Here is a 19569-nt window from a genome sequence, read left to right on the forward strand (position 1 = left end):
CTGGCCCTTAGCGGCCACGTTCGCCGATGGCTAGAGCTTCACCGCTGATGCACCGCGCGAACCAACGGGCCGACCAGCGGCGAGGCGCCGAGCCAATCGGTCTGCACCTGCGCGGTCATGGTGTTGATCGGCAGTTGCGGTTTGTTGCCCGGCGAGACCGGAAGGCGCAGCGGGCGCGTGCCGGGGGGCTGGGCGATCAGGCCAGAAATGGCGCGGGCAACGTCCATCGGATCATTGGTGCGGCCCGATCCGTCCTCCTCGCCCATGCGCGCGACCTGTGCGGGATAGCCCGCCGAGTGCACCGCCAGAGAGCGTTCGCGCAGCGCGGCGGAGTAGGCGTTGCGGTTGACCCATACCTTGGTCGGATAGCCGCCCGGCTCGATGATCGACACGTCGATGCCGTGCGGCACCAGTTCATAGGCGAGCTGTTCGCTCATCGCCTCGAGCGCGAATTTGGTAGCGGAGTAATGGCCCGAGTAAGGCGTGATCACCCGGCCGAGCTGGCTCGAAATCTGGATGATCAACCCGCTTTTGGCCTTGCGCATGCCTGGCAAAACCGCGCGAGCAAGGCGGTGGGGGCCGAAGACGTTGGTGTCAAAAATCAGCCGGGTGGCGGTCATATCCTGTACCTCGACCGGTGAGGTGATGCCGATACCCGCATTGTTGACCAACACGTCGATTGGGCCGCCATTGATCCGCTCAGCCTCTTTGACACCGGCGTTGACTTGCGGAAGTTCGGTCACATCGATGCCGATAACGTGGAGGTCCAGCTTCTCGGACTGTGCGAGCGCGATCAGTTGATCGGCTTCGGGACGCGGGACACCGCGCATGGTCGCGAACACCTTGGCGCCTTGCCGCGCGAGCAGTTCCGCTGCCAGCCGTCCAAAGCCCGACGAGCAGCCCGTGATCAGCACGCTTTTGCCCTTGAGGCTGATATCGGGGCTGTAGACCGGATCGGCAGCGCGCGCGGTCGCAGCGAGCGATGCGGTGGCAGCAGCGCCGGCGAGCAGCGTGCGGCGATCGAGGCGGGTCATCGGTTCACGTCCTTGGCTGAGCGTTGTCAGGCAAGGTTATTGGCTTTGCGCCAATCTGCAAGCATCGCGGGGCTGGTGAGGCGGATCACCTTGTCCGCCCAAGGCGCAATCGCCCGCTCGGTGCGTACTCGCGGGCCGCTGTTCCAGGTCATCACATACCAGAAGAACGCAAGGTCGAACCGCTCGGGGCAGCCCTCGGGCATATCGGGACGCGATTGTCCGCGCAGCGTCGTTACCCGCCGGATCAGCCGCCACAGGCACAGCCAGATCGGGAAATCGAGGTAAATCACCGTGTCGGCCCGTTCGAGCCGCGGGGCGAGGGTGCTGCCGTAATTGCCCTCGATCAGCCATTCCTCCTGCGCCACAGCATCGGCGAGGCGGGCGTGGAGTTCGTCCTTGGCTGTTTCTACCCAGCCTGCCTGCCAGCCAAGCTGGTCCATATGGACGAGCGGCAGGCCCATACGCGGCGCAAGTTCGCGGGCGAGCGTGCTCTTGCCCGATCCGCAGGGGCCAATGATGATCACGCGCTTCATCGCAGTTTAGCCGGCGCGGATCGGCAGTAGGCGAGAATCGCACACCGCGGCGGTGCGATGGGCGGTAACCCGCTGAGCCTCGGGATCGCTGGCAAAGGAAAGGAAGCTTGCTTTGCTAGCCTGTCGGACCAGCAGCACGTGGTCCCATTGCTCGTCTTGCGGTCCGATCAGAAACGACTTGCTGGTTCCCGAAAACAGCACTGCACCGCCGCTTGCCTCGAGAAGGGGCAACATATCCTGCATGTAGCGAGCATATGCTTCCGCGCCGCTGATGGCGGTGTCGGGCGCAAGGTCGAGAGCGTGGGAATAATCTGCCGTCTCGCGAAAGCGCAGCAGGTTGAGCATCACGACCGGACCGTTATCGGGCGAGCCGAAGAACGCCGCCCCCTGTTCGGGTGTGACGTCGAGGAATGCGCGCTCGCCGGTCATATCCTTTACTCCTGCATCCTCAGCGCGACATCATTCATGAAGCGCACGTCGTCGCCCTTAGCGAGCCATTCCGCCTCCGCGCCGATGGCGCCCAACATCGCGGCGAGATCGTCTTCCTCGGCCTTGGCGAAGTTGCCGAGCACATAGCCTGTTACGCGGTCCTTGTGTCCCGGATGGCCGATGCCGAGCCGGATGCGGCGGAAATCGGGCCCACAATGCTGGTCGATAGACCTGAGGCCATTGTGGCCCGCGTGCCCGCCGCCCTGTTTCACCTTGACCTTGAAGGGGGCAAGGTCGAGTTCGTCATGGAACACCGTCAGCGCTTCGGGGCCGAGCTTATAGAACCGCAGCGCCTCGCCCACGGCGCGGCCACTTTCGTTCATGAAGGTAGCGGGCTTCAGCAGCAGAACCTTCTGCGCGCCAATCCGCCCTTCCTGCGCCCAGCCCTGGAACTTCTTCTGCACCGGGCCGAAGCCGTGCATCTCGGCGATCACATCCACAGCCATAAAGCCGACGTTGTGCCGGTGGAGCGCATAGCGCGGTCCGGGATTTCCAAGGCCGACCCAGATTTGCATGACGTGTCCCTAGCTGCGCTCTCCACAAAACGAAACGCCGGACTTCCCGTCTCGAGAAGCCCGGCGTTCCGAATGCCGTTAGCGGCGGATGGCTTATTCCGAGGCGGCTTCGCCTTCGCTGCTCTTCAGGCCCGAAGGGGCGATGAGCGTGGCGATGGTGAAATCGCGGTCGGTGATCACGCTGGTGACACCCTTGGGCAGGGTCACGTCGCTGATGTGGATCGAATCGCCGATGTCCTTGCCGGTAACATCGACCTGAATTTCTTCGGGGATGTCAGCGTTGGGGCACAGCAGATCGAGTTCGTGACGCACGATGTTGAGCACGCCACCCTTCTTGAGGCCCGGCGAGGCGTCTTCGTTCACGAACACCACCGGCACGTGCACTTCGACCTTGCTGTCGCCGGTCAGGCGCAGGAAATCGACGTGGGTCGGGCGGTCGGTCACGGGATGGAACGCGACATCCTTGGGCAGGGTGCGGACGGTCTTGCCACCGATCTCGATGTTGACGATCGAGTTCATGAAGTGACCGGTGTTCAGCTGACGCACCAGTTCCTTCTGCTCGACGTGGATCATAGTGGGTTCTTCCTTGCCGCCATAAATGACAGCAGGAGTCCGACCATCGCGGCGAAGTGCTCGGGAGGCTCCCTTGCCAGCCCGTTCGCGCGCTTCGGCCGGCAGGGTAAGAGTCTCGCTCATACGGATGCCTTTCGAATGCGTGTTTAAATAGTAGCTATCCAGCGCACCGCCTCCAGGGATGACCGGAGCGCCGAAGCGCGGGCCCTTAGAGGGAGCGCGCAGGATTTGCAACCGCTTTAGGGGAGGCGGCGGACGCGATACCCGCGCGCTTCGATCAGCGCGACCAGGCCTTCGGGGCCGACGAGGTGGGCGGTGCCGACCGCCACCAGCGGGCGCGGATTATTTGCGAGCATCGGTATGAGCGCATCGACCCAGCGCCGGTTGCGGCTCGTGAGCAGCGCCTCGCGTAGTGCCGGATCGGCCAGGAAGCCTTTCTGGGCGGAGGCCTCGATCGTCGCGGCATCACCGGATAGCCAGGCTTGTTGAAGCCGTGCGGGGTCTTTGCGCGCAGTCTCGCTCTCGCGCACGACGGCAGCAAGCATGGCGCGCTGCTGAACTTCGGGCAGGCGGTCGAAGATCGAAAGCTGGCCGCGCAGACCTTCAAGTTCGTGCACTTGCCGGTCGTCAAATTGATCGATAAGTGCCCGATCGACCCCATTTGCCGGGTCGCCGGTCGCATCGATGCGGGCAAGCGTGATCGCTGCCGCCCAGCTTTCCTCCACCGCGAAATCCTCCGCCTCCATCCCGCCGCGCGCCAGCATGGCGGCAAGTTGCGGGCGCAGCTCAGGCGGCAGGCGTGTAGCGAGCGGTGGCAGGCCGTCGCTTCGCGCAAGGCTGAAATAGATTGAGGGGTATTCATCGCGCCCCTTCGGTTCGCCTATCTCCACTACGAGAAAATCGGCCGTGTCGATCACTTGGCTGATCTCCGGAGTGCGCCAATCGATGCCTTCGGGGAGGGCGTGAATGGTGCCGAGCATCCAGCCCTCCACCGTCCCGTCTGCCGATGCGATTTCATACAGCAGCGGGTTGGGCGGAGGCGCGTCCTTTGCAGCATCGCCGGGGGCGTCGTTGCAACCGGCGAGAAGCAACAGGGGGGCGATGATGCTCGCGGCCAAATTGGTCCAGCGTCGCCTAATCATCGCCCCTCCCATTTCACGTGCTGCGCCGACCGACCGGGCTACTTGACCCGGGTGACAGTGATGCCCTTTTGCGCAAGGTAATCCTGCACACTCTTGGCACCAGCAAGGTGGCCCGCCCCAACTGCGATGAACACGGTACCGGGGGTGTCGAGGCGGGTGTCGATCCAGCCGGCCCAATTGGCGTTGCGGCTGTAGAGCAGGGCTTCGGCGACCTTGGGGTCACTCATCCCTTCGTTCATCACGGCAGCCAGTTCTTCCGCGTCGCCTTCGGCCCATTCGACCACCATTCGGTCAAGCATCGGCTTGGTCTGATCCATGTTGGTGACCGCCTCCATCAGGAAGCTGACCTGGGCATCCTGCGACATCGAATCAAAGATGCCGAGCTGAAATTCGGCCGTTTCCAGGGCACCCTGCGGCTTGTCACCAGCCTTGCTGAGCAGCACCTTTTCGACTCCGCTATCGGGATTGTAGCCCTGCTGCATGAGCGGCAGCAGCGACACCGTCAGCCCCGCGAGCCAAGGCTTGAATGCATCGAATGCTGCGGGCGGCAGCCCCAATTTGCCAAGCGCGGCTTCGTAGCTAGCGGCCTGTTCCGTCGTAAGCAGCGATCGCAACGAGGTGCCGGGGGTAAGCATACCCTTAGCGATGGTGAGTTGCTGAAGTTGGGCTTCGCTGCCCTTGTCCATCGGGATTTCGGTGACGATCGTATCCGATCCTGCCAGCGCACCGGCAATGGTGTCGTCATACCAGTTCACACCTTCGGGCAGTACGTGGACGGTACCGAAAAGGTAAATCGTGGTGTCTTCGTCAGCGACTTTCCACAGCGCCGGGCCTTTTGCTGGCGCGGCCGCAGCCGCATGGGCCGCGTGACCATCGGCCATCGCCGGCGTGGCCGCAAGCAGTGCGATCGGGGAGGCGGCAAGAGCAAAGAAAGAGGCAAGCTTCATCGGATGGTCCTTTCGTGAAGGGGGTAAGTGTGCAGTGTGTTGTTACAAGGTCAAGAAATCAATGCTCTAAGGCTGCTCAACTGCGCCACCATGCATAGGCATAGGCGACCGACATCCCGCCAAACCCAAGCAGCCAGACCCCGAACGGGGTAGGCGGCCCGCCGATGCCACCGGCGTGGAGCACAGCCCACATCGGAAAGCCCGCCAGCACCGCGGTGCAGCCACCGGCAAAGGCAATAAGGTTCCATTCGCGCTTCAGTTCATCGATAGTGCGAAAGCCGTAGAGCGGCAGGATCCCGAACCCGAACAGCAGCAGTACCGCGAGCAGGATCGCGACCGGCGGATCGAGCGCGAGCTTGTCCCATTCATTGCTGAACAGGCTGCCGTCGCCGCGGTCGGACATGGCGGTGATCGCGCCGATCACCCCGCCGACAAGCCCGGCGAAAGCGATATATAGCGCCTGTTTGCGGTTGCGCTGGCGGACGCGGGCTTCTCCCGTTCCGGTTCCGGCGTTGTCAGAATGGGTCATGCATGGTCTCCATCGTCGAAGATCTCCTCGATCGACATGTCAAACAGACGTGCGATCCGGAAGGCGAGGGGAAGGGAAGGGTCATGTTTGCCGGTCTCGATTGCATTCACGGCCTGGCGCGAGACATCGAGCCGTCCGGCCAGCTCCGCCTGCGACCAATCTCGCTCCGCGCGCAGCACCTTGAGTCTGTTTTTCATCGCAAGTCTCGCAGCCAACGGATGTGGAAGCCGGCATAGAAGGCGATGATCGCTGCCAAACCCGCGGCTTCCGCCGGAATGTCCTGGCCGCTGCCGTTGCCGGTGTAGCCATCATAAACGCCTTCCGCGAAGGGGATCACCAGGAAGGCCAGCACCACCACAACGAAGGCGAGTGACGTGCCGGAGCGCCAGAGTTCCTCGAGATATTCGTCCCGCAGGCGCCGCATCAGCAGCGCGGCGAGCGGGGCGATCATGACCCCCATGCTCACGCCCTTGATGAAATCGGGCAGCGCAAGCCCGAAGGTCAGCAGCACACCCGCAGCACCAAGAGCGCCGCAATGGGCCATGATGAGATAGAGGCGGGTTCGTTCGGCGAGGGTCATTTGTTGCTCAGTCTGTGTCAGGTATGCCTGACTATATGTCGCGATTCGCTGACTATGTCAAGCAGACCTGACTTTGTGTCTTCAAGACCTGACCTGTGCCCGCTTGTCCCCGCCGTCTGCTGCGCTGCGGCATTGACGCTTTGGGGGTGTTCCGCCATGGCGAGCCGCCATGAGTGCCGCTCCCTCTTTTAGCCCCGCGCCGCGCGATCCTGCGCGTTCGTTTCAGGACATGATCCTGACGCTCCATGACTTCTGGAGCGCCAATGGCTGCGTGATCCTGCAACCCTATGACATGCGGATGGGTGCGGGCACGTTTCACACCGCGACAACGCTGCGCGCGCTCGGGCCGGAACCGTGGAATGCCGCTTTCGTCCAGCCGTGCCGCCGTCCCACCGACGGGCGCTATGGCGAGAACCCCAACCGGCTCCAGCATTACTACCAGTATCAGGTGATCCTGAAGCCTTCGCCGTCTGACATTCAGGAACTCTACCTCAAGAGCCTCAGTGCCATCGGAATCGATCCGCTCGCCCACGACATCCGCTTTGTCGAGGACGACTGGGAAAGCCCGACGCTCGGCGCATGGGGGCTGGGCTGGGAGGTCTGGTGCGACGGGATGGAAGTTACCCAGTTCACCTATTTCCAGCAGATGGGCGGCTTTGATTGCAAGCCGGTCGCGGGCGAGCTGACCTACGGGCTCGAGCGTTTGGCGATGTACATCCAGGGCGTCGACAACGTTTATGACCTTGCGTTCAACGATCGCGGCGTGACCTATGGCGAGGTCTTCCTGGAGAACGAGCGCCAGATGTCGAAGTGGAACTTCGAGGTCGCTAACACCGAAGCGCTGTTCGACCACTTCGCCAAGGCCGAGGCCGAGTGCCGCAATGCGCTCGCCGCAGGCGTGCCGATAGCGGCTTACGAGCAGGCGATCGAGGCCAGCCATGTGTTCAACCTGCTCCAGGCGCGCGGTGTGATCTCCGTGCAGGAACGTGCCAGCTACATGGGCCGCGTGCGCGACCTCGCGCGGTCGTCGTGCGAGGCTTACGCGCAGAAAATGACGCCGGAATGGGAAGCGAAGTTCCCGGGTTGGAGTCTCGTCTGATGGCCGACTTCCTGCTCGAACTGCGCTGCGAGGAAATCCCTGCCCGGATGCAAGCGGGCGCGCGCGCAGAACTCGAAAAGCTGTTCCGGCGCGAGCTGGAGGCTGCGGGCGTTGCCGCTGGTGCGCTCACCATCTGGTCGACGCCGCGCCGCCTTGCGCTGATTGCGCGTGGGTTGCCGCTGGCTACCGAGGCAGTGTCCGAGGAAGCCAAGGGGCCGCCCGAAGGCGCGCCCGATGCTGCGATTGACGGGTTCTGCAAGAAGGCTGGTGTCACCCGCGACCAGCTGGAGCTGCGCGACGTTAAGGGCCGCATGACCTATTTCGCGGTGATCGAGCAACCGGGCCGGGCAATGGCCGATGTGCTCGCGGCCGCGATCCCGGCAATCATCCGCGACTTCAGTTGGCCCAAGTCGATGCGCTGGGGCGCGGCCTCGATTGCGACCGAGAGCCTGCGCTGGGTGCGCCCGCTCTCGGGGATCATCGCGCTGCTCGAAGGCGAAGTGGTGCCCTGCGCCGTCGATGGGATTGCCTCGGGTCGCGAGACAATTGGCCACCGCTTCCATTCCTCGGGCACGATCAGCATTTCCGGCGCTGACGACTATTTCGCCAAGCTGCGCGAAGCCTTTGTCATCGTCTCGCATGACGAGCGTCAGCAGATCATCCGCGACGGCGCGGCGAAGGTTGCTGCTGATGCGGGCCTCATGCTGGTGGCCGACGAAGGGCTGGTGATCGAGAACGCGGGCCTCACCGAATGGCCGGTGCCGCTGCTCGGCCGCTTTGACGAGGCTTTCCTCGATGTGCCGCCCGAGGTCATCCAGCTCACCGCGCGGGTGAACCAGAAGTATTTCGTGTGCGAGGAGAGCGCGGGCAAGCTCGCCAACGCCTTCATCTGCACCGCGAACATCGAAGCGAGCGATCCCGCCGTGGTGATCGACGGCAACCGCAAGGTCCTCGCCGCGCGGCTTTCGGATGCGCGGTTCTTCTGGGAGCAGGACCAGAAGACCCCGCTCGCGGTCCACGCCGAGAAGCTCTCGCGGATCACCTTCCACGAGAAGCTGGGCACCGTCGCCGACAAGGTCGAGCGCGTGGCCAAACTGGCGCGCTGGCTGTGCGAGGAGGGGGTTGTTGCAGGCGACCCTGCGCTGGCCGAACAGGCCGCGCGGCTGTGCAAGGCCGATCTCGTCACCGAAATGGTCGGCGAATTCCCCGAATTGCAGGGGCTGATGGGTGGATACTACGCCGCCAAGGAAGGTCTGCCGGTCGAAGTCTCGGACGCGATCCGCGATCACTACAAGCCGGTCGGGCAGGGCGACGATGTGCCCACGGCGCCGGTGACGGTGGCGGTATCGCTGGCGGATAAGCTTGATACAATTGTCGGCTTCTTCGGCATCGGGGAACAGCCGACCGGTTCGCGCGATCCTTTTGCATTGCGACGAGCGGCACTCGCCTCGATCCGCTTGATTGAAGGCGGCTTGCGGTTGAACCTTCTTGGTGCCTTGCGTGTTTCCGCCGGTGAGTATCATCGGCAAGAGATTGACCGTAGATTTGGTGGTCTTGGCTCCTATCTTTCGGAGACCAAGGCGTACGATGACGGTCAGAGCGAAGTTGATCCCTCGGCGGGTCGCTTCCACTTCGACCTGAATGTTTGTGGCCAAGAACTCGACTTCTTCGCCGATCGCCTCAAAGTCCAGCAGCGCGAAGCCGGCGTCCGCCACAACCTGATCGACGCCGTGTTCGCGCTCGGCGGAGAGGATGATCTCGTCCGCCTGCTCGCCCGCGTTCATGCGCTTCAGGCCTTCGTCACCACCGAGGACGGCGCGAACCTCCTTGCGGGCTACAAGCGGGCGGCGAACATCCTCAAGAAGGAAGCCTTCGAGGGCGGGGAAGGCGCGCAGACGCTTACCTATACTCCCGATCCCGCCGAAGCCGCGCTGATCGACGCGCTCGCTGCTGCCGCCCCGCGCGCTGCCGAGGCGGTCGAGGCCGAGCGTTTCGCCGATGCCATGGCCGCGCTCGCTACCCTGCGCGCGCCGATCGACAGGTTCTTTGAAGAGGTGACCGTCAACGACGCGGATGCGAACAAGCGGGCGAGCCGTCTTGCTCTGCTTGCGGCTTTCCGCGATGCGGTCCACCGCGTCGCCGATTTCAGCCGGATCGAGGGATAGCGCCTCACCTTCTCTACCTCTCACGCGGGAAGTGCCATGACATTGAAGACGGTCTATGTTTTCGGAGGGAAAGCCGACCACTCCGACCCGCGCCAGAAGGACAAGACCGTCGTCGGCGGCAAGGGCGCGAACCTGGCCGAGATGGCGAGCATCGGCCTGCCGGTGCCCCCGGGCTTCACCATCACCACCGAGGAATGCATTGCCTATCTGAAGGATGGCGCAGACTTTTCGGACGGTTTGCGAAGTGCAGTCGCCACCGCGCTTGCCCATGTCGAGGCCACCGTCGGCAAGAATTTCGGCGATGCCGCCGATCCGTTGCTTGTCTCGGTGCGCTCGGGCGCGCGGGTTTCGATGCCGGGTATGATGGACACCGTGCTCAACCTCGGCCTCAATGATGCGACGGTTGAAGGGCTGGCGACGTCTTCGGGCGATGCGCGGTTTGCGTGGGATTCCTACCGCCGTTTCATCCAGATGTATTCGGACGTGGTGCTCGGGCTCGATCACGGGCTGTTCGAGGAAGCGCTCGAGATCGCCAAGGAAGACAAGGGCTTCTATAACGATACAGAGATGAACGCGGCCGATTGGCAGGCGCTCGTTCATGAATACAAGGGCTTGGTCGAGGAGGAACTCGGCCGCCCGTTTCCGCAGGACGTCCACGAACAGTTGTGGGGCGCGATCCGTGCGGTGTTCGACAGCTGGGATTCGGACCGCGCCAAGGTCTATCGCCGCCTGAACGACATTCCGGGCGACTGGGGCACGGCAGTCAACGTGCAGGCGATGGTGTTCGGCAATATGGGCGAAACCAGCGCCACCGGCGTTGCCTTCACCCGCGATCCGGCCACCGGCACACGCGCCTATTACGGCGAATATCTGATCAACGCGCAGGGCGAGGACGTGGTCGCGGGTATCCGCACGCCGCAATATCTCACCCGGGCCGCGCGTGAGGCGGCTGGGGCCAAGCCGCTCTCGATGGAAGAGGCGCTGCCTGAGGCTTACGCCGAGCTCGCCCGCGTATTCGACCTGCTCGAGCTGCACTACAAGGACATGCAGGACATCGAGTTCACCGTCGAACGCGGCAAGCTGTGGATGCTCCAGACGCGCTCGGGCAAGCGTACCGCCAAGGCTGCGCTCAAGATGGCGGTCGATATGGTCGGCGAAGGCCTGATCGACGAGCGCGAGGCCGTGCGCCGGGTCGATCCGATGGCATTGGACCAGCTGCTCCACCCGACGCTCGATCCCAAGGCCGAGCGGCATGTGCTGACGACCGGCCTGCCGGCGTCGCCGGGGGCTGCCGCGGGCAAGATCGTGCTCGATGCCGATACCGCCGAGCAATGGGCCGGGCGCGGCGAGAAGGTGATTCTTGTCCGCGTCGAAACCTCGCCCGAAGACATTCACGGTATGCACGCCGCGCAAGGCATTCTCACCGCGCGCGGCGGGATGACCAGCCACGCGGCGGTGGTCGCGCGCGGGATGGGCCGGCCTTGTGTTTCTGGCGCGGGAGCCGTCTCGATCGACCGCGCCTCGCGCACCCTTCGCATCGGGTCGACCGAACTGAAAGAAGGCGATGCCATCACCCTCGACGGGGCGACCGGGCAGGTGATGCTCGGCATCGTGCCGACGGTCGAGCCGGAGCTGGCGGGCGATTTCGGCACGCTGATGGTCTGGGCCGACAAGTTGCGCCGGATGCGCGTGCGTACCAATGCTGAAACGCCCGACGACTGCCGTATGGCGCGCCAGTTCGGCGCCGAGGGCATTGGGCTATGCCGCACCGAGCACATGTTCTTCGAGGCAAGCCGCATCAGCGCCGTGCGCCAGATGATCCTCGCGGAGGACGAAGCGGGGCGCCGCCGTGCGCTCGACAAGCTGCTGCCCGAACAGCGCGCCGATTTCACCGCGATCTTCGAGGTGATGGCGGGCCTGCCGTGCACCATCCGCCTGCTCGATCCGCCGCTGCACGAATTCCTGCCGCATGCCGACGAGGAGTTCGCCGAGCTGGCGGACGCGACGGGGCTCGGGGTGGACCACCTCAAGCGCCGCGCCGGCGAGTTGCACGAATTCAACCCGATGCTTGGCCACCGTGGTTGCCGTCTGGGGATCACCTTCCCCGATATCTACGCGATGCAGGCGCGCGCGATCTTCGAGGCGGCTTGCGCGGTGAAGCAGGCGTCGGGCGAGGCACCGCTGCCCGAAATCATGATCCCGCTGGTTGCCACCAAGCGCGAGCTCGCGATCCTCAAGGCGCTGGTCGACAAGGAAGCCGAAGCGGTCTTCCTCGAAACCGGCGTGCGCGTGGACTATCTCGTCGGCACGATGATCGAACTGCCGCGTGCCGCGCTGATGGCGGGCGAGATCGCCGAAGAGGGCGCGTTCTTCTCCTTCGGCACCAACGACCTCACGCAGACCACGCTGGGCGTCAGCCGAGACGATGCGGCGCGGTTCCTGTCGGTCTATGTCGACAAGGGCATCTTCCCGCGCGATCCGTTCGTCAGCCTCGATATCGAAGGCGTCGGCCAGTTGGTCGAAATCGCGGCGGAGCGGGGCAGGGCGACCCGGCCCGACATCAAGCTCGGCATCTGCGGCGAGCATGGCGGGGACCCGGCAAGCATCGCCTTCTGCGAGAGCGTCGGCCTCGATTACGTCAGCGCCTCGCCCTACCGCGTGCCGATCGCTCGGCTTGCGGCGGCTCAGGCAGCGTTGAAGAAGGCCTAAGTTCCGGCGAGGGATCGCCGCCCGGTGAGGGTGACGATCTCAAAGGTTTCTGGCGTCTTGCCATCGGCATCGGCGCGCGCGGCAAAGGCGGCGCGGGCGCGGCCGAGAGCGGCCTTGCCAAGCGGTGCTGCGGGCTTGGCCAGTGCATTGCCAAGCCCTTGATCACGCAAATCGCTCACCAGCCGGTCCAGCGAGGCATAGCGCACGGTCATAGAGTGGGTATCAACCACTGGGTCCTTCCATCCGGCGCGCTGGAGCAATGCTGGTGCAGCGCGGGCATCGACCATCGGGTGGATACGTGCAGCGGGGCGCTCCGGTTCGGCTGCGAGCATCGCAGCGCGTAAGCTCGAAAGGCTCTGTCCACCGAGGAAGCTGGCGATCACCAACCCGCCGGGCTTGAGAGCATTACGGACGTGGATCAATGCACCTGGCAGGTCATTCACAGCATCGAGCTGGCCGATAACTCCGATGAAATCATAGGGGCCGCCCGGCAGCGGCTCGGCGGGGTTCGCGGTCGCGCTGACCATAAGCATGGCGTTGTCGCTTCGAAGATGGTTCGCCAGCGGCCGGGGGCAGGTGCCGATGACTAGCGAAGCGCGCGGTTCATGGCGAACGAAGGACAGGCGCTCGATCATGTCGTCGCCCATTTCTTCGAGGAGGAAGGTCGCGGGGACGGACTGGTATTGGCGGCGCGTTGCCGAACGGAACGCGCGGTTCATGCGGCGGGATTCGGAAAAGATCTGGGGAATTGGCGCCGTGCTCATCCTGCCCGCCCTGCCGTGCTTGCCACGCAAGCGCAAGCCGTGCGACAAGCATCGCATGGCCGTGGTCGCACACCTTGCCACATTGTTCAGGCCGGTGATCGATCTGGTCTACCCGCCGCGCTGCCCCGGTTGCGGTGCCGCGGTCGCCTCGCAGGAGGGTCTGTGCCTTGAATGCTGGAGCACGCTTGAAATGCCCGACGATGAGCGGGCCGAAGGTCATGCCGTCCCAGTTTATGCAGCGACCTACTACAATGCCACATCGCGCAAGCTTGTTCTGGCTTTCAAGCATGGTGGGCGGATTGCCCTTTCACGGCTCTTGGCGCGATTGATCGCTACCCGTTTGCCCGAGCCTCCATCAGACCACCTTCCGCCGCTGCTCATACCCGTGCCACTTCATCGATGGCGCCTTTGGCAGCGCGGTTTCAATCAGGCCGCGCTCCTCGTGCAGGAACTGGCACGGATGGGAAAGGGTGAGGCCCAAATCGCCGCATTGGTCCGGCATCGACGTACGCCCAACCTTGGCGGACTGGGGCGGGAAGAGCGAGAACGGGCGCTTGCGGGGGCGATCCGGCTCGACCCGGTGTTCGCCGAGCGGCTCGCCGGGCGGGACGTTGTGCTTGTCGATGACGTGCTGACCAGCGGGGCAACGAGCCGCGCCTGCCTCGCGGCGCTTGCAGCGGCCGGTCCTGCTTCGGTTGCGATTGCCTGCTTTGCGAGGGTGGAAGAGGATCATCACCTCGCACCGTCCCGGAAAACATAACGCCCGGGGCCTTGTGAGCCCCGGGCGCCACGTGACGAAACGGTTTGGATCCACCCTTGCGGGCCGAGGCAGCCACCCCCTAGATTGGCTGCCGGGATCCTGTCCCTATCGTTCAACCGGTCGCGCTGGCACCCCGCTGCCAAGCTGCGTTCCCGTGACCCCCTGAACCGGCGCCGGGCGGCGCCAAAGTCCGGTGGAGAACCCCTTGCGGAAGCTCCGTCGCTCTTGTTCCATTGTGTTAGACAACGCGGAAGTCGAAACCGCCTTGTTACGGATTTTTTGCAACGCTCTGTTGTGAACGTGCAACAATGGTCTCATGGGCGGCGTAGTCGGGAGCGGATTGGCGGGTTGCTTCATCATGCCTGCAACAGTGTTTCAACGGAGCCCTAAGTGACCCAAACGCCTGAGTTGACCACCGAAGAGCGCGAAGGCGGAGCGGTTTTTGCGCCGCGTTTCGACGACAAGGGCCTGTTGACGGCGGTTGTTGTCGACAAGGTTTCGAAGGCCGTTCTGGTGGTGGCGCACATGAATGCCGAAGCGCTTGCGGCGACGCTCGAGACGGGGCGAGTCCACTTCTGGTCGCGCTCGCGCGGCAGGCTGTGGATGAAGGGCGAGAGTTCGGGCCACATTCTCGCGGTCGAGGAAGTGCGGGTCGATTGTGATCAGGATGCTCTTCTGATCATTGCCACGCCGGCGGGGCCGACTTGCCATACGGGGGCCGTCAGCTGCTTCTACCGCAGTGTAGATGTGGGCGAGGGTGGCCACGTTCTCGTTAAGGTCAAGACTTGACGCTCACGTAAAGGTAAGGTAAGGAGGCGGTATGGCTACCGCTTCTTCTCCGCTCGCTGACACTGGCATTCCCGCCGAATCGCGTCGCAACGGCGCGCACCTTGACCGGCCGGACGTCCACGAACGCGAGCAATTCACCATCTCCGATCTGACGTCGGAATTCGGCTGCACCGCGCGTGCGCTTCGTTTTTACGAGGATGAAGGGCTGATCAGCCCCGCGCGTGTCGGCTTGACCCGCGTTTATTCCAAGCGTGACCGCGCCCGCCTCGCATGGATCATGCGCGCCAAGAACGTCGGCTTTAGCCTCACCGAAATCCGCGAGATGATTGACCTCTACGATCTCGACGATGGCCGCGTGGAGCAGCGCCGCGTCACGATCGAGAAGTGCCGCGCGCACATTGCCAAGTTGCAGGAACAGCGCGCCGACATCGATTCCTCGATCAAGGAACTGACCGAATTCGTCGCCGAGATCGAAAAGCTCGACCTGCGCTGACGCAGTAGCCCTGACACCGAATTCAAAACGACCGCTCACCCAAGGGAACAAGTGATGCCGACCTATACCGCGCCCACCCGCGACACGCGCTTCATCGTCAACGAAGTGCTCGATCTTGCCAGCTACGGCAACCTGCCGGGTTTCGAGAACGCCACCCCTGACATGATCGACACGGTGATCAACGAAGCGGGCAAGTTCTGCGCCGAGGTGCTCGCGCCGGTCAATCAGGCGGGTGACGAGCATGGCTGCACACGTCACGAGGATGGCAGCGTCACCACCCCACCGGGCTTCAAGGAAGCCTATCAGGCCTATGTCGAAAGCGGTTGGGGCACGCTTGCCCAGCCGGAGGAATTTGGCGGGCAGGGGCTCCCTCACGTGCTCGGCTTCGTGCTGGAAGAGTACACCGGCACGGCCAACCAGGCCTTTGCGATGTATCCGGGCCTTACCGCCGGTGCGATCTCGGCGATCCTCGCCAAGGGATCGGACGAGCAGAAGGCGACCTATGTCCCCAAGATGATCTCGGGCGAATGGTCGGGCACCATGAACCTGACCGAGCCGCACTGCGGCACCGATCTCGGCATGATCCGCACCAAGGCCGTGCCGAACGGCGATGGTTCCTATGCAATCACCGGCACCAAGATCTTCATCTCGGCCGGTGAGCATGACCTCACCAGCAACATCATCCATCTGGTACTGGCCAAGACCCCGGGCGCGCCGGATTCGACCAAGGGCATCTCGCTCTTCATCGTCCCCAAGTTCATCCTCGACGAGAATGGCAACCCGGGCGCGCGCAATGGCGTAACCTGCGGTTCAATCGAAAAGAAGATGGGCATCCACGGCAATGCCACCTGCCTGCTAAACTACGACGGGGCGACGGGCTGGATGGTCGGCGAGGAGAACAAGGGTCTCGCCGCGATGTTCATCATGATGAATGCGGCGCGCCTCGGCGTCGGTATCCAGGGCTATGCCCAGGCCGAAGTCGCCTATCAGAACGCGGTGACCTATGCACTCGATCGCCGTCAGGGCCGCGCGCTGACTGGTCCGGCCGATCCGGCGGCGAAGGCCGATCCAATCTTCGTGCATCCGGACGTGCGCCGCATGCTGATGGACGCCAAGGTGTTCACCGAGAGCATGCGGGCGCTCTGCCTGTGGGGCGCACTCCAGGTCGATCTGTCACACAAGGCGCAGACGGCGGAAGAGCGTGAATATGCCGATATGCTTATCGGGCTGATGACTCCGGTGATCAAGGGTTACGGCACCGACAAGGGCTATGACATCGCCAACAACATGCAGCAGGTCTACGGTGGCCACGGCTATGTGCGCGAATGGGGCATGGAGCAGTTCGTGCGCGATAGCCGCATCGCCATGATCTACGAAGGCGCCAACGGCGTGCAGGCGATGGACCTGTGCGGTCGCAAGCTGGCGATGAACGGCGGCAAGGCGATTCAGGCGTTCTTCGCGATGATCGACGAGGAAATCGCCGCCGCCAAGCAGGACGAGGCTCTGAAGCCGGTCGCCGAAAAGCTCGAAAAGGCGCTGGGCGAGCAGAAGGCTGCAACCATGTGGTTCATGCAGAACGCGATGGCGAACCCCAACCATCTCGGCGCCGGCGCGCATCACTACATGCACATCATGGGTATCGTGACGCTGGGCTTCTTCTGGCTCAAGATGGCCAAGGTGGCAGCGGCGAAGCTTTCAGGCGCGCCGGAGGACAAGGCATTCTACGAAGCCAAGCTGGTGTCGGCCAATTACTACGCCGAACGCTTCCTTCCCGATGCCGGCGCATTGCGCCGCAAGCTCGAAGCGGGCAGCGAGTTCATGATGAAGCTGCCGGCGGAGGCTTTCGCTACCGCCGCCTAGAACCTCTGGCGCCGATTTCTTCGGGCACTATTCAGGGGCCGCCATGTTGATGCATGGCGGCCCCTATCTTTTGGTAGCCGGTAAAGAGGGCGCAATGATGAGCAATCAGCGGTGGTGGCTATTTGTGCCAGTAGCGATGCTATTGATGATAGTTAGCGGTGCGTTGCGGGCGCACGAACAGACGACGCCTTTGGCCGCGTCGGGGGCGCAATCAGGCGAGTATCTTTTCACTGGTTGGGACGGCCCCGGCCTGCCGGTCTTCTATCAGCTACCCGACCGACTTGCCGCCGACACCCCCGTGGTTTTCGTGATGCACGGCGTTAATCGCGATGCCGATCGCTACCGCGACGAATGGGCAGATCTCGCTCGCAGGCATGCCTTCATCGCTGTGTTCCCGCAATTCGGTAACGCTGATTTCCCGGGCTCGCTTGGCTACAACACTGGATACTTTACTACTCAGGATGGTACGCCGCGACCGCGTTCGCAATGGTCGTTCGCCGCGATCGAGCCGCTTTTCGAAGACCTGCGCACGCGCTTCGGTACTCGAGTTGGGCGTTACAGCATTTACGGCCATTCGGCGGGTGCTCAGTTCGTCCACCGCTATGTCCTGTTCATGCCCGAAGCGCGTATCGATAGAGCCGTCGCGGCCAATGCCGGGTGGTATACTATGCCTGATCGCACGGTCACCTTTCCCTATGGCCTCGGCTCGACTCCTGTAGGTGAAGCGGGTCTCTCAGCAGCACTCGGCAAGCCGCTCACCGTGCTCCTCGGCACGGCCGATACGGACCGAGCGGACACCGATTTGCGCAAGACTCCTGAAGCGGACACCCAAGGACCCCATCGCTACGCGCGCGGCCAGGCCTTCTTCGCCCAGGGTCAGCGGGCTGCCGAAAGCGCAGGTGTTCCTTTCGGTTGGTCGTTGGAGCGCGTCCCAGGGATCGGCCACAGCAACGCTGGCATGGCCGAGGCCGCCGCCGCGCTGATCGCCAAGCGCTAGGGCTTACTTCTCCGCTTCCTCGGCCAGCACATAGAGGTAATCGACATAAGCCATTGTCGCCTCGTCGAGGCCGTAGACCTTCGGGTCGGTGCTTTCGATCAGGAACCATTCGTTAGGCGCATGCGCGCCGCCGCCGCGCCCAAGGCCGAATTGCGAGGCGGGCAGGTTGAGCGGCGCGCCGTTGAACACCACGCCCGGCCAGCTTCCTGCGTTGCGCGGGCGGATCGTGTAGGGCACGCCGGTTTCGTCGAACAAACGCTTCTGCGCGCGGATCAAAACGCTATCTTCGTCGGTCTCGTTGGGGCCGTAACCGCCTGACACGGTGACCTGCACATCATCAAACCCTCGCTTGGCAAGGTGGGCCTTGAGTTTGGTGACGGCTTCGTCCTTGGTCATCTTCGGTACCAGCCGGAATTCGAGCTTCGCTTCGGCTCGACCCGGAAGCACCGTCTTGCCACCTTGTCCGGTGTAGCCCGAGACGAGCCCCTGAATGTTGACGGTGGGCTGGGAATAGAACCGCTCGAGACTGGTGACGTAGTCTTCGTTATCGATCCAGCGTCCGACCCCCAATAGCGCCTTTTCCTGCTTTTCAAGCTCGGGCTTGGCGCTTTCGGCGATCAGCTGCTTCTGGCGCGGGGTCAGGGTCTGGACGTTCTCGAACCAGCCGTCGATCGCGGGCGTGTGGCCATCATCAGCCACCAAGGTATCGAGTGCCTTGACCAGACGCCACGCCGGGCTTTCGATCCGGGCATAGTTGGACGAGTGGATATCGGTCTTGGGATATTTGTCCGAAGTCTCGCCGCCGACGACCAGCTGGAACTCGACTGCGCCTTTGGCACCTAGGGTAATCCCGGCGCTGCCGTCCTTGTTCTGGTTGGCCGACGGGATGAAGACACCGATGGTCTTGGCGAGCGCTGCCTGAACTTCGGGCACGGCGACGACCTGATCGAAATGGGTCGAGGCGACTTCCTCCTCACCCTCGGCCACCAGCACGATGTTGACCGGAAGCTTGCGCCCACTGGCCTGGATCGCCTTGATCGCGGAGAGGAAGGCCATCTGCGGCCCTTTCTGGTTCACCACCCCGCGTCCGACGATGGCTAGCCCGTCTCCCGGACGATCGACGAGCGTGGCATCCAGAGGCTGGGTATTCCATTCCGCCGGATCAAACTGCTTCACATCGTACATGAAGTAGATGCCGAGCGTTATCGGCGCGCCCTGGTCCAACGTCGCGAATACGGCGGGCACGCCATCGGTCGGGATGATCTTGGCCTGCTGGAACCCGGCATTGAGTGCGAGCTTGCGCATGTACTCCGCGCCCTCAGGCGTGCCGCGCTTTTCAGCTGCGATCGTCGGGATCGCCACCCAGTCCTGCAGCGCCTTGATCGTGGTGTCATGCTGCTGTTCGACCTGCGCGACAATTTTCGCGCGATCCGGGGTCTCCGCCGAGAGTGGTCCCGCCATCAAGGCCACCATCGCAACCGCAGTCAGGCCAAAGCGTCGTTGCATCAACATTACCATGTTCCCCCATACTTGACTGGGGCAAAGCTAACAGCGACCGGCCATTTGGCAACGGGCTTTGCGGCGTCGGCGT

At 63.5% G+C, this 19569-nt stretch carries 20 protein-coding genes; 8 read left to right on the forward strand and 12 right to left on the reverse strand.

Annotated elements, in window-relative coordinates:
• Positions 1–38: 38 nt before the first annotated feature.
• From BG023_RS09280 to BG023_RS09325, 10 genes are all read right to left on the reverse strand, one after another.
• The gene (locus BG023_RS09280) at positions 39–1034 is read right to left on the reverse strand and encodes an SDR family oxidoreductase (protein WP_069310188.1); all 996 of its coding nucleotides are present in this window, start codon (positions 1032–1034) and stop codon (positions 39–41) included.
• Between the two features lie 26 nt (positions 1035–1060).
• Positions 1061–1567, reverse strand: coding sequence for an AAA family ATPase (locus tag BG023_RS09285; protein WP_069310189.1), 507 nt, complete (start codon positions 1565–1567; stop codon positions 1061–1063).
• Between the two features lie 6 nt (positions 1568–1573).
• Complete coding sequence (locus BG023_RS09290) at positions 1574–1996, reverse strand: DUF1330 domain-containing protein (protein ID WP_069310190.1); 423 nt, start codon at positions 1994–1996, stop codon at positions 1574–1576.
• A gap of 5 nt (positions 1997–2001) precedes the next feature.
• Positions 2002–2571: an aminoacyl-tRNA hydrolase gene (gene pth, locus BG023_RS09295; RefSeq protein WP_069310191.1), complete on the reverse strand. Its 570-nt coding sequence runs from the start codon at positions 2569–2571 to the stop codon at positions 2002–2004.
• Positions 2572–2664: 93 nt separating this feature from the next.
• Positions 2665–3267, reverse strand: a complete 603-nt coding sequence (locus BG023_RS09300) for a 50S ribosomal protein L25/general stress protein Ctc (RefSeq protein ID WP_069310192.1) — start codon at positions 3265–3267, stop codon at positions 2665–2667.
• A 116-nt stretch (positions 3268–3383) separates the two neighbouring features.
• Positions 3384–4235, reverse strand: coding sequence for a TraB/GumN family protein (locus BG023_RS09305; RefSeq protein ID WP_190315748.1), 852 nt, complete (start codon positions 4233–4235; stop codon positions 3384–3386).
• Between the two features lie 89 nt (positions 4236–4324).
• Positions 4325–5233 (reverse strand): TraB/GumN family protein, encoded by a 909-nt coding sequence (locus tag BG023_RS09310; RefSeq protein WP_069310194.1) that lies wholly within the window; start codon positions 5231–5233, stop codon positions 4325–4327.
• A 76-nt stretch (positions 5234–5309) separates the two neighbouring features.
• Positions 5310–5762, reverse strand: coding sequence for a hypothetical protein (locus tag BG023_RS09315; RefSeq protein WP_069310195.1), 453 nt, complete (start codon positions 5760–5762; stop codon positions 5310–5312).
• Positions 5759–5959 carry a helix-turn-helix transcriptional regulator gene (locus tag BG023_RS09320; RefSeq protein WP_069310196.1) on the reverse strand — a complete coding sequence of 67 codons (201 nt, stop codon included), beginning with the start codon at positions 5957–5959 and terminating at the stop codon, positions 5759–5761. Before BG023_RS09320 ends, BG023_RS09315 begins: the two co-directional genes overlap by 4 nt.
• The gene (locus BG023_RS09325) at positions 5956–6342 is read right to left on the reverse strand and encodes a hypothetical protein (RefSeq protein WP_069310197.1); all 387 of its coding nucleotides are present in this window, start codon (positions 6340–6342) and stop codon (positions 5956–5958) included. The genes BG023_RS09320 and BG023_RS09325 overlap by 4 nt, the downstream gene beginning before the upstream one ends.
• Before the next feature lie 169 nt (positions 6343–6511).
• On the opposite strand from BG023_RS09325, the gene BG023_RS09330 reads away from it, so the two are divergent.
• Genes BG023_RS09330 through ppdK form a run of 3 tightly spaced genes read left to right on the forward strand, consistent with a single transcriptional unit; the run spans position 6512 to position 12315 of the window.
• The gene (locus tag BG023_RS09330) at positions 6512–7441 is read left to right on the forward strand and encodes a glycine--tRNA ligase subunit alpha (protein ID WP_069310198.1); all 930 of its coding nucleotides are present in this window, start codon (positions 6512–6514) and stop codon (positions 7439–7441) included.
• Positions 7441–9606 carry a glycine--tRNA ligase subunit beta gene (glyS, locus tag BG023_RS09335; RefSeq protein WP_069310199.1) on the forward strand — a complete coding sequence of 722 codons (2166 nt, stop codon included), beginning with the start codon at positions 7441–7443 and terminating at the stop codon, positions 9604–9606. Before BG023_RS09330 ends, glyS begins: the two co-directional genes overlap by 1 nt.
• A gap of 36 nt (positions 9607–9642) precedes the next feature.
• Positions 9643–12315 carry a pyruvate, phosphate dikinase gene (gene ppdK / locus BG023_RS09340; RefSeq protein WP_069310200.1) on the forward strand — a complete coding sequence of 891 codons (2673 nt, stop codon included), beginning with the start codon at positions 9643–9645 and terminating at the stop codon, positions 12313–12315.
• Here ppdK and BG023_RS09345 read toward each other — a convergent pair.
• Positions 12312–13034 carry a methyltransferase domain-containing protein gene (locus BG023_RS09345; RefSeq protein WP_233992976.1) on the reverse strand — a complete coding sequence of 241 codons (723 nt, stop codon included), beginning with the start codon at positions 13032–13034 and terminating at the stop codon, positions 12312–12314. The genes ppdK and BG023_RS09345 overlap by 4 nt on opposite strands.
• On the opposite strand from BG023_RS09345, the gene BG023_RS09350 reads away from it, so the two are divergent.
• The 5 genes from BG023_RS09350 to BG023_RS09370 all read left to right on the forward strand — a co-directional run bounded on the left by BG023_RS09350 (position 13033) and on the right by BG023_RS09370 (position 17978).
• On the forward strand, positions 13033–13839 hold the full coding sequence (locus BG023_RS09350) for a ComF family protein (protein WP_233992977.1): 807 nt from the start codon (positions 13033–13035) through the stop codon (positions 13837–13839). The two genes, BG023_RS09345 and BG023_RS09350, sit on opposite strands and share 2 nt — an antisense overlap.
• Positions 13840–14229: 390 nt before the next feature.
• Positions 14230–14628 carry a phosphoribosyl-AMP cyclohydrolase gene (hisI, locus tag BG023_RS09355; RefSeq protein WP_069310203.1) on the forward strand — a complete coding sequence of 133 codons (399 nt, stop codon included), beginning with the start codon at positions 14230–14232 and terminating at the stop codon, positions 14626–14628.
• A 31-nt stretch (positions 14629–14659) separates the two neighbouring features.
• Positions 14660–15121, forward strand: a complete 462-nt coding sequence (locus BG023_RS09360) for a MerR family transcriptional regulator (protein WP_069310204.1) — start codon at positions 14660–14662, stop codon at positions 15119–15121.
• A 54-nt stretch (positions 15122–15175) separates the two neighbouring features.
• Entirely contained in the window at positions 15176–16981 is a 1806-nt protein-coding gene (locus tag BG023_RS09365; RefSeq protein WP_069310205.1) for an acyl-CoA dehydrogenase C-terminal domain-containing protein, read from the forward strand.
• A 94-nt stretch (positions 16982–17075) separates the two neighbouring features.
• A complete protein-coding gene (locus BG023_RS09370; protein ID WP_150122845.1) occupies positions 17076–17978 on the forward strand; it encodes an alpha/beta hydrolase in 903 nt (300 codons plus the stop codon).
• Positions 17979–17981: 3 nt separating this feature from the next.
• Here BG023_RS09370 and BG023_RS09375 read toward each other — a convergent pair whose 3' ends face one another.
• Complete coding sequence (locus BG023_RS09375) at positions 17982–19484, reverse strand: M20/M25/M40 family metallo-hydrolase (protein ID WP_069311245.1); 1503 nt, start codon at positions 19482–19484, stop codon at positions 17982–17984.
• Positions 19485–19569: the final 85 nt, after the last annotated feature.

Source organism: Porphyrobacter sp. LM 6 (assembly GCF_001720465.1).
Taxonomy (GTDB): Bacteria; Pseudomonadota; Alphaproteobacteria; order Sphingomonadales; family Sphingomonadaceae; genus Erythrobacter.

Coding starts and splice junctions, on each gene's coding strand:
- BG023_RS09310 (WP_069310194.1), bottom strand. CDS start 5,233: ATGAAGCTTGCCTCTTTCTTTGCTCTTGCCGCCTCCCCGATCGCACTG.
- BG023_RS09370 (WP_150122845.1), top strand. CDS start 17,076: ATGATGAGCAATCAGCGGTGGTGGCTATTTGTGCCAGTAGCGATGCTA.
- glyS (WP_069310199.1), top strand. CDS start 7,441: ATGGCCGACTTCCTGCTCGAACTGCGCTGCGAGGAAATCCCTGCCCGG.
- BG023_RS09350 (WP_233992977.1), top strand. CDS start 13,033: ATGCGGCGGGATTCGGAAAAGATCTGGGGAATTGGCGCCGTGCTCATC.
- BG023_RS09320 (WP_069310196.1), bottom strand. CDS start 5,959: ATGAAAAACAGACTCAAGGTGCTGCGCGCGGAGCGAGATTGGTCGCAG.
- BG023_RS09360 (WP_069310204.1), top strand. CDS start 14,660: ATGGCTACCGCTTCTTCTCCGCTCGCTGACACTGGCATTCCCGCCGAA.
- BG023_RS09285 (WP_069310189.1), bottom strand. CDS start 1,567: ATGAAGCGCGTGATCATCATTGGCCCCTGCGGATCGGGCAAGAGCACG.
- BG023_RS09280 (WP_069310188.1), bottom strand. CDS start 1,034: ATGACCCGCCTCGATCGCCGCACGCTGCTCGCCGGCGCTGCTGCCACC.
- ppdK (WP_069310200.1), top strand. CDS start 9,643: ATGACATTGAAGACGGTCTATGTTTTCGGAGGGAAAGCCGACCACTCC.
- BG023_RS09375 (WP_069311245.1), bottom strand. CDS start 19,484: ATGCAACGACGCTTTGGCCTGACTGCGGTTGCGATGGTGGCCTTGATG.
- BG023_RS09365 (WP_069310205.1), top strand. CDS start 15,176: ATGCCGACCTATACCGCGCCCACCCGCGACACGCGCTTCATCGTCAAC.
- BG023_RS09300 (WP_069310192.1), bottom strand. CDS start 3,267: ATGAGCGAGACTCTTACCCTGCCGGCCGAAGCGCGCGAACGGGCTGGC.
- pth (WP_069310191.1), bottom strand. CDS start 2,571: ATGCAAATCTGGGTCGGCCTTGGAAATCCCGGACCGCGCTATGCGCTC.
- BG023_RS09325 (WP_069310197.1), bottom strand. CDS start 6,342: ATGACCCTCGCCGAACGAACCCGCCTCTATCTCATCATGGCCCATTGC.
- BG023_RS09330 (WP_069310198.1), top strand. CDS start 6,512: ATGAGTGCCGCTCCCTCTTTTAGCCCCGCGCCGCGCGATCCTGCGCGT.
- BG023_RS09345 (WP_233992976.1), bottom strand. CDS start 13,034: ATGAACCGCGCGTTCCGTTCGGCAACGCGCCGCCAATACCAGTCCGTC.
- BG023_RS09315 (WP_069310195.1), bottom strand. CDS start 5,762: ATGACCCATTCTGACAACGCCGGAACCGGAACGGGAGAAGCCCGCGTC.
- BG023_RS09290 (WP_069310190.1), bottom strand. CDS start 1,996: ATGACCGGCGAGCGCGCATTCCTCGACGTCACACCCGAACAGGGGGCG.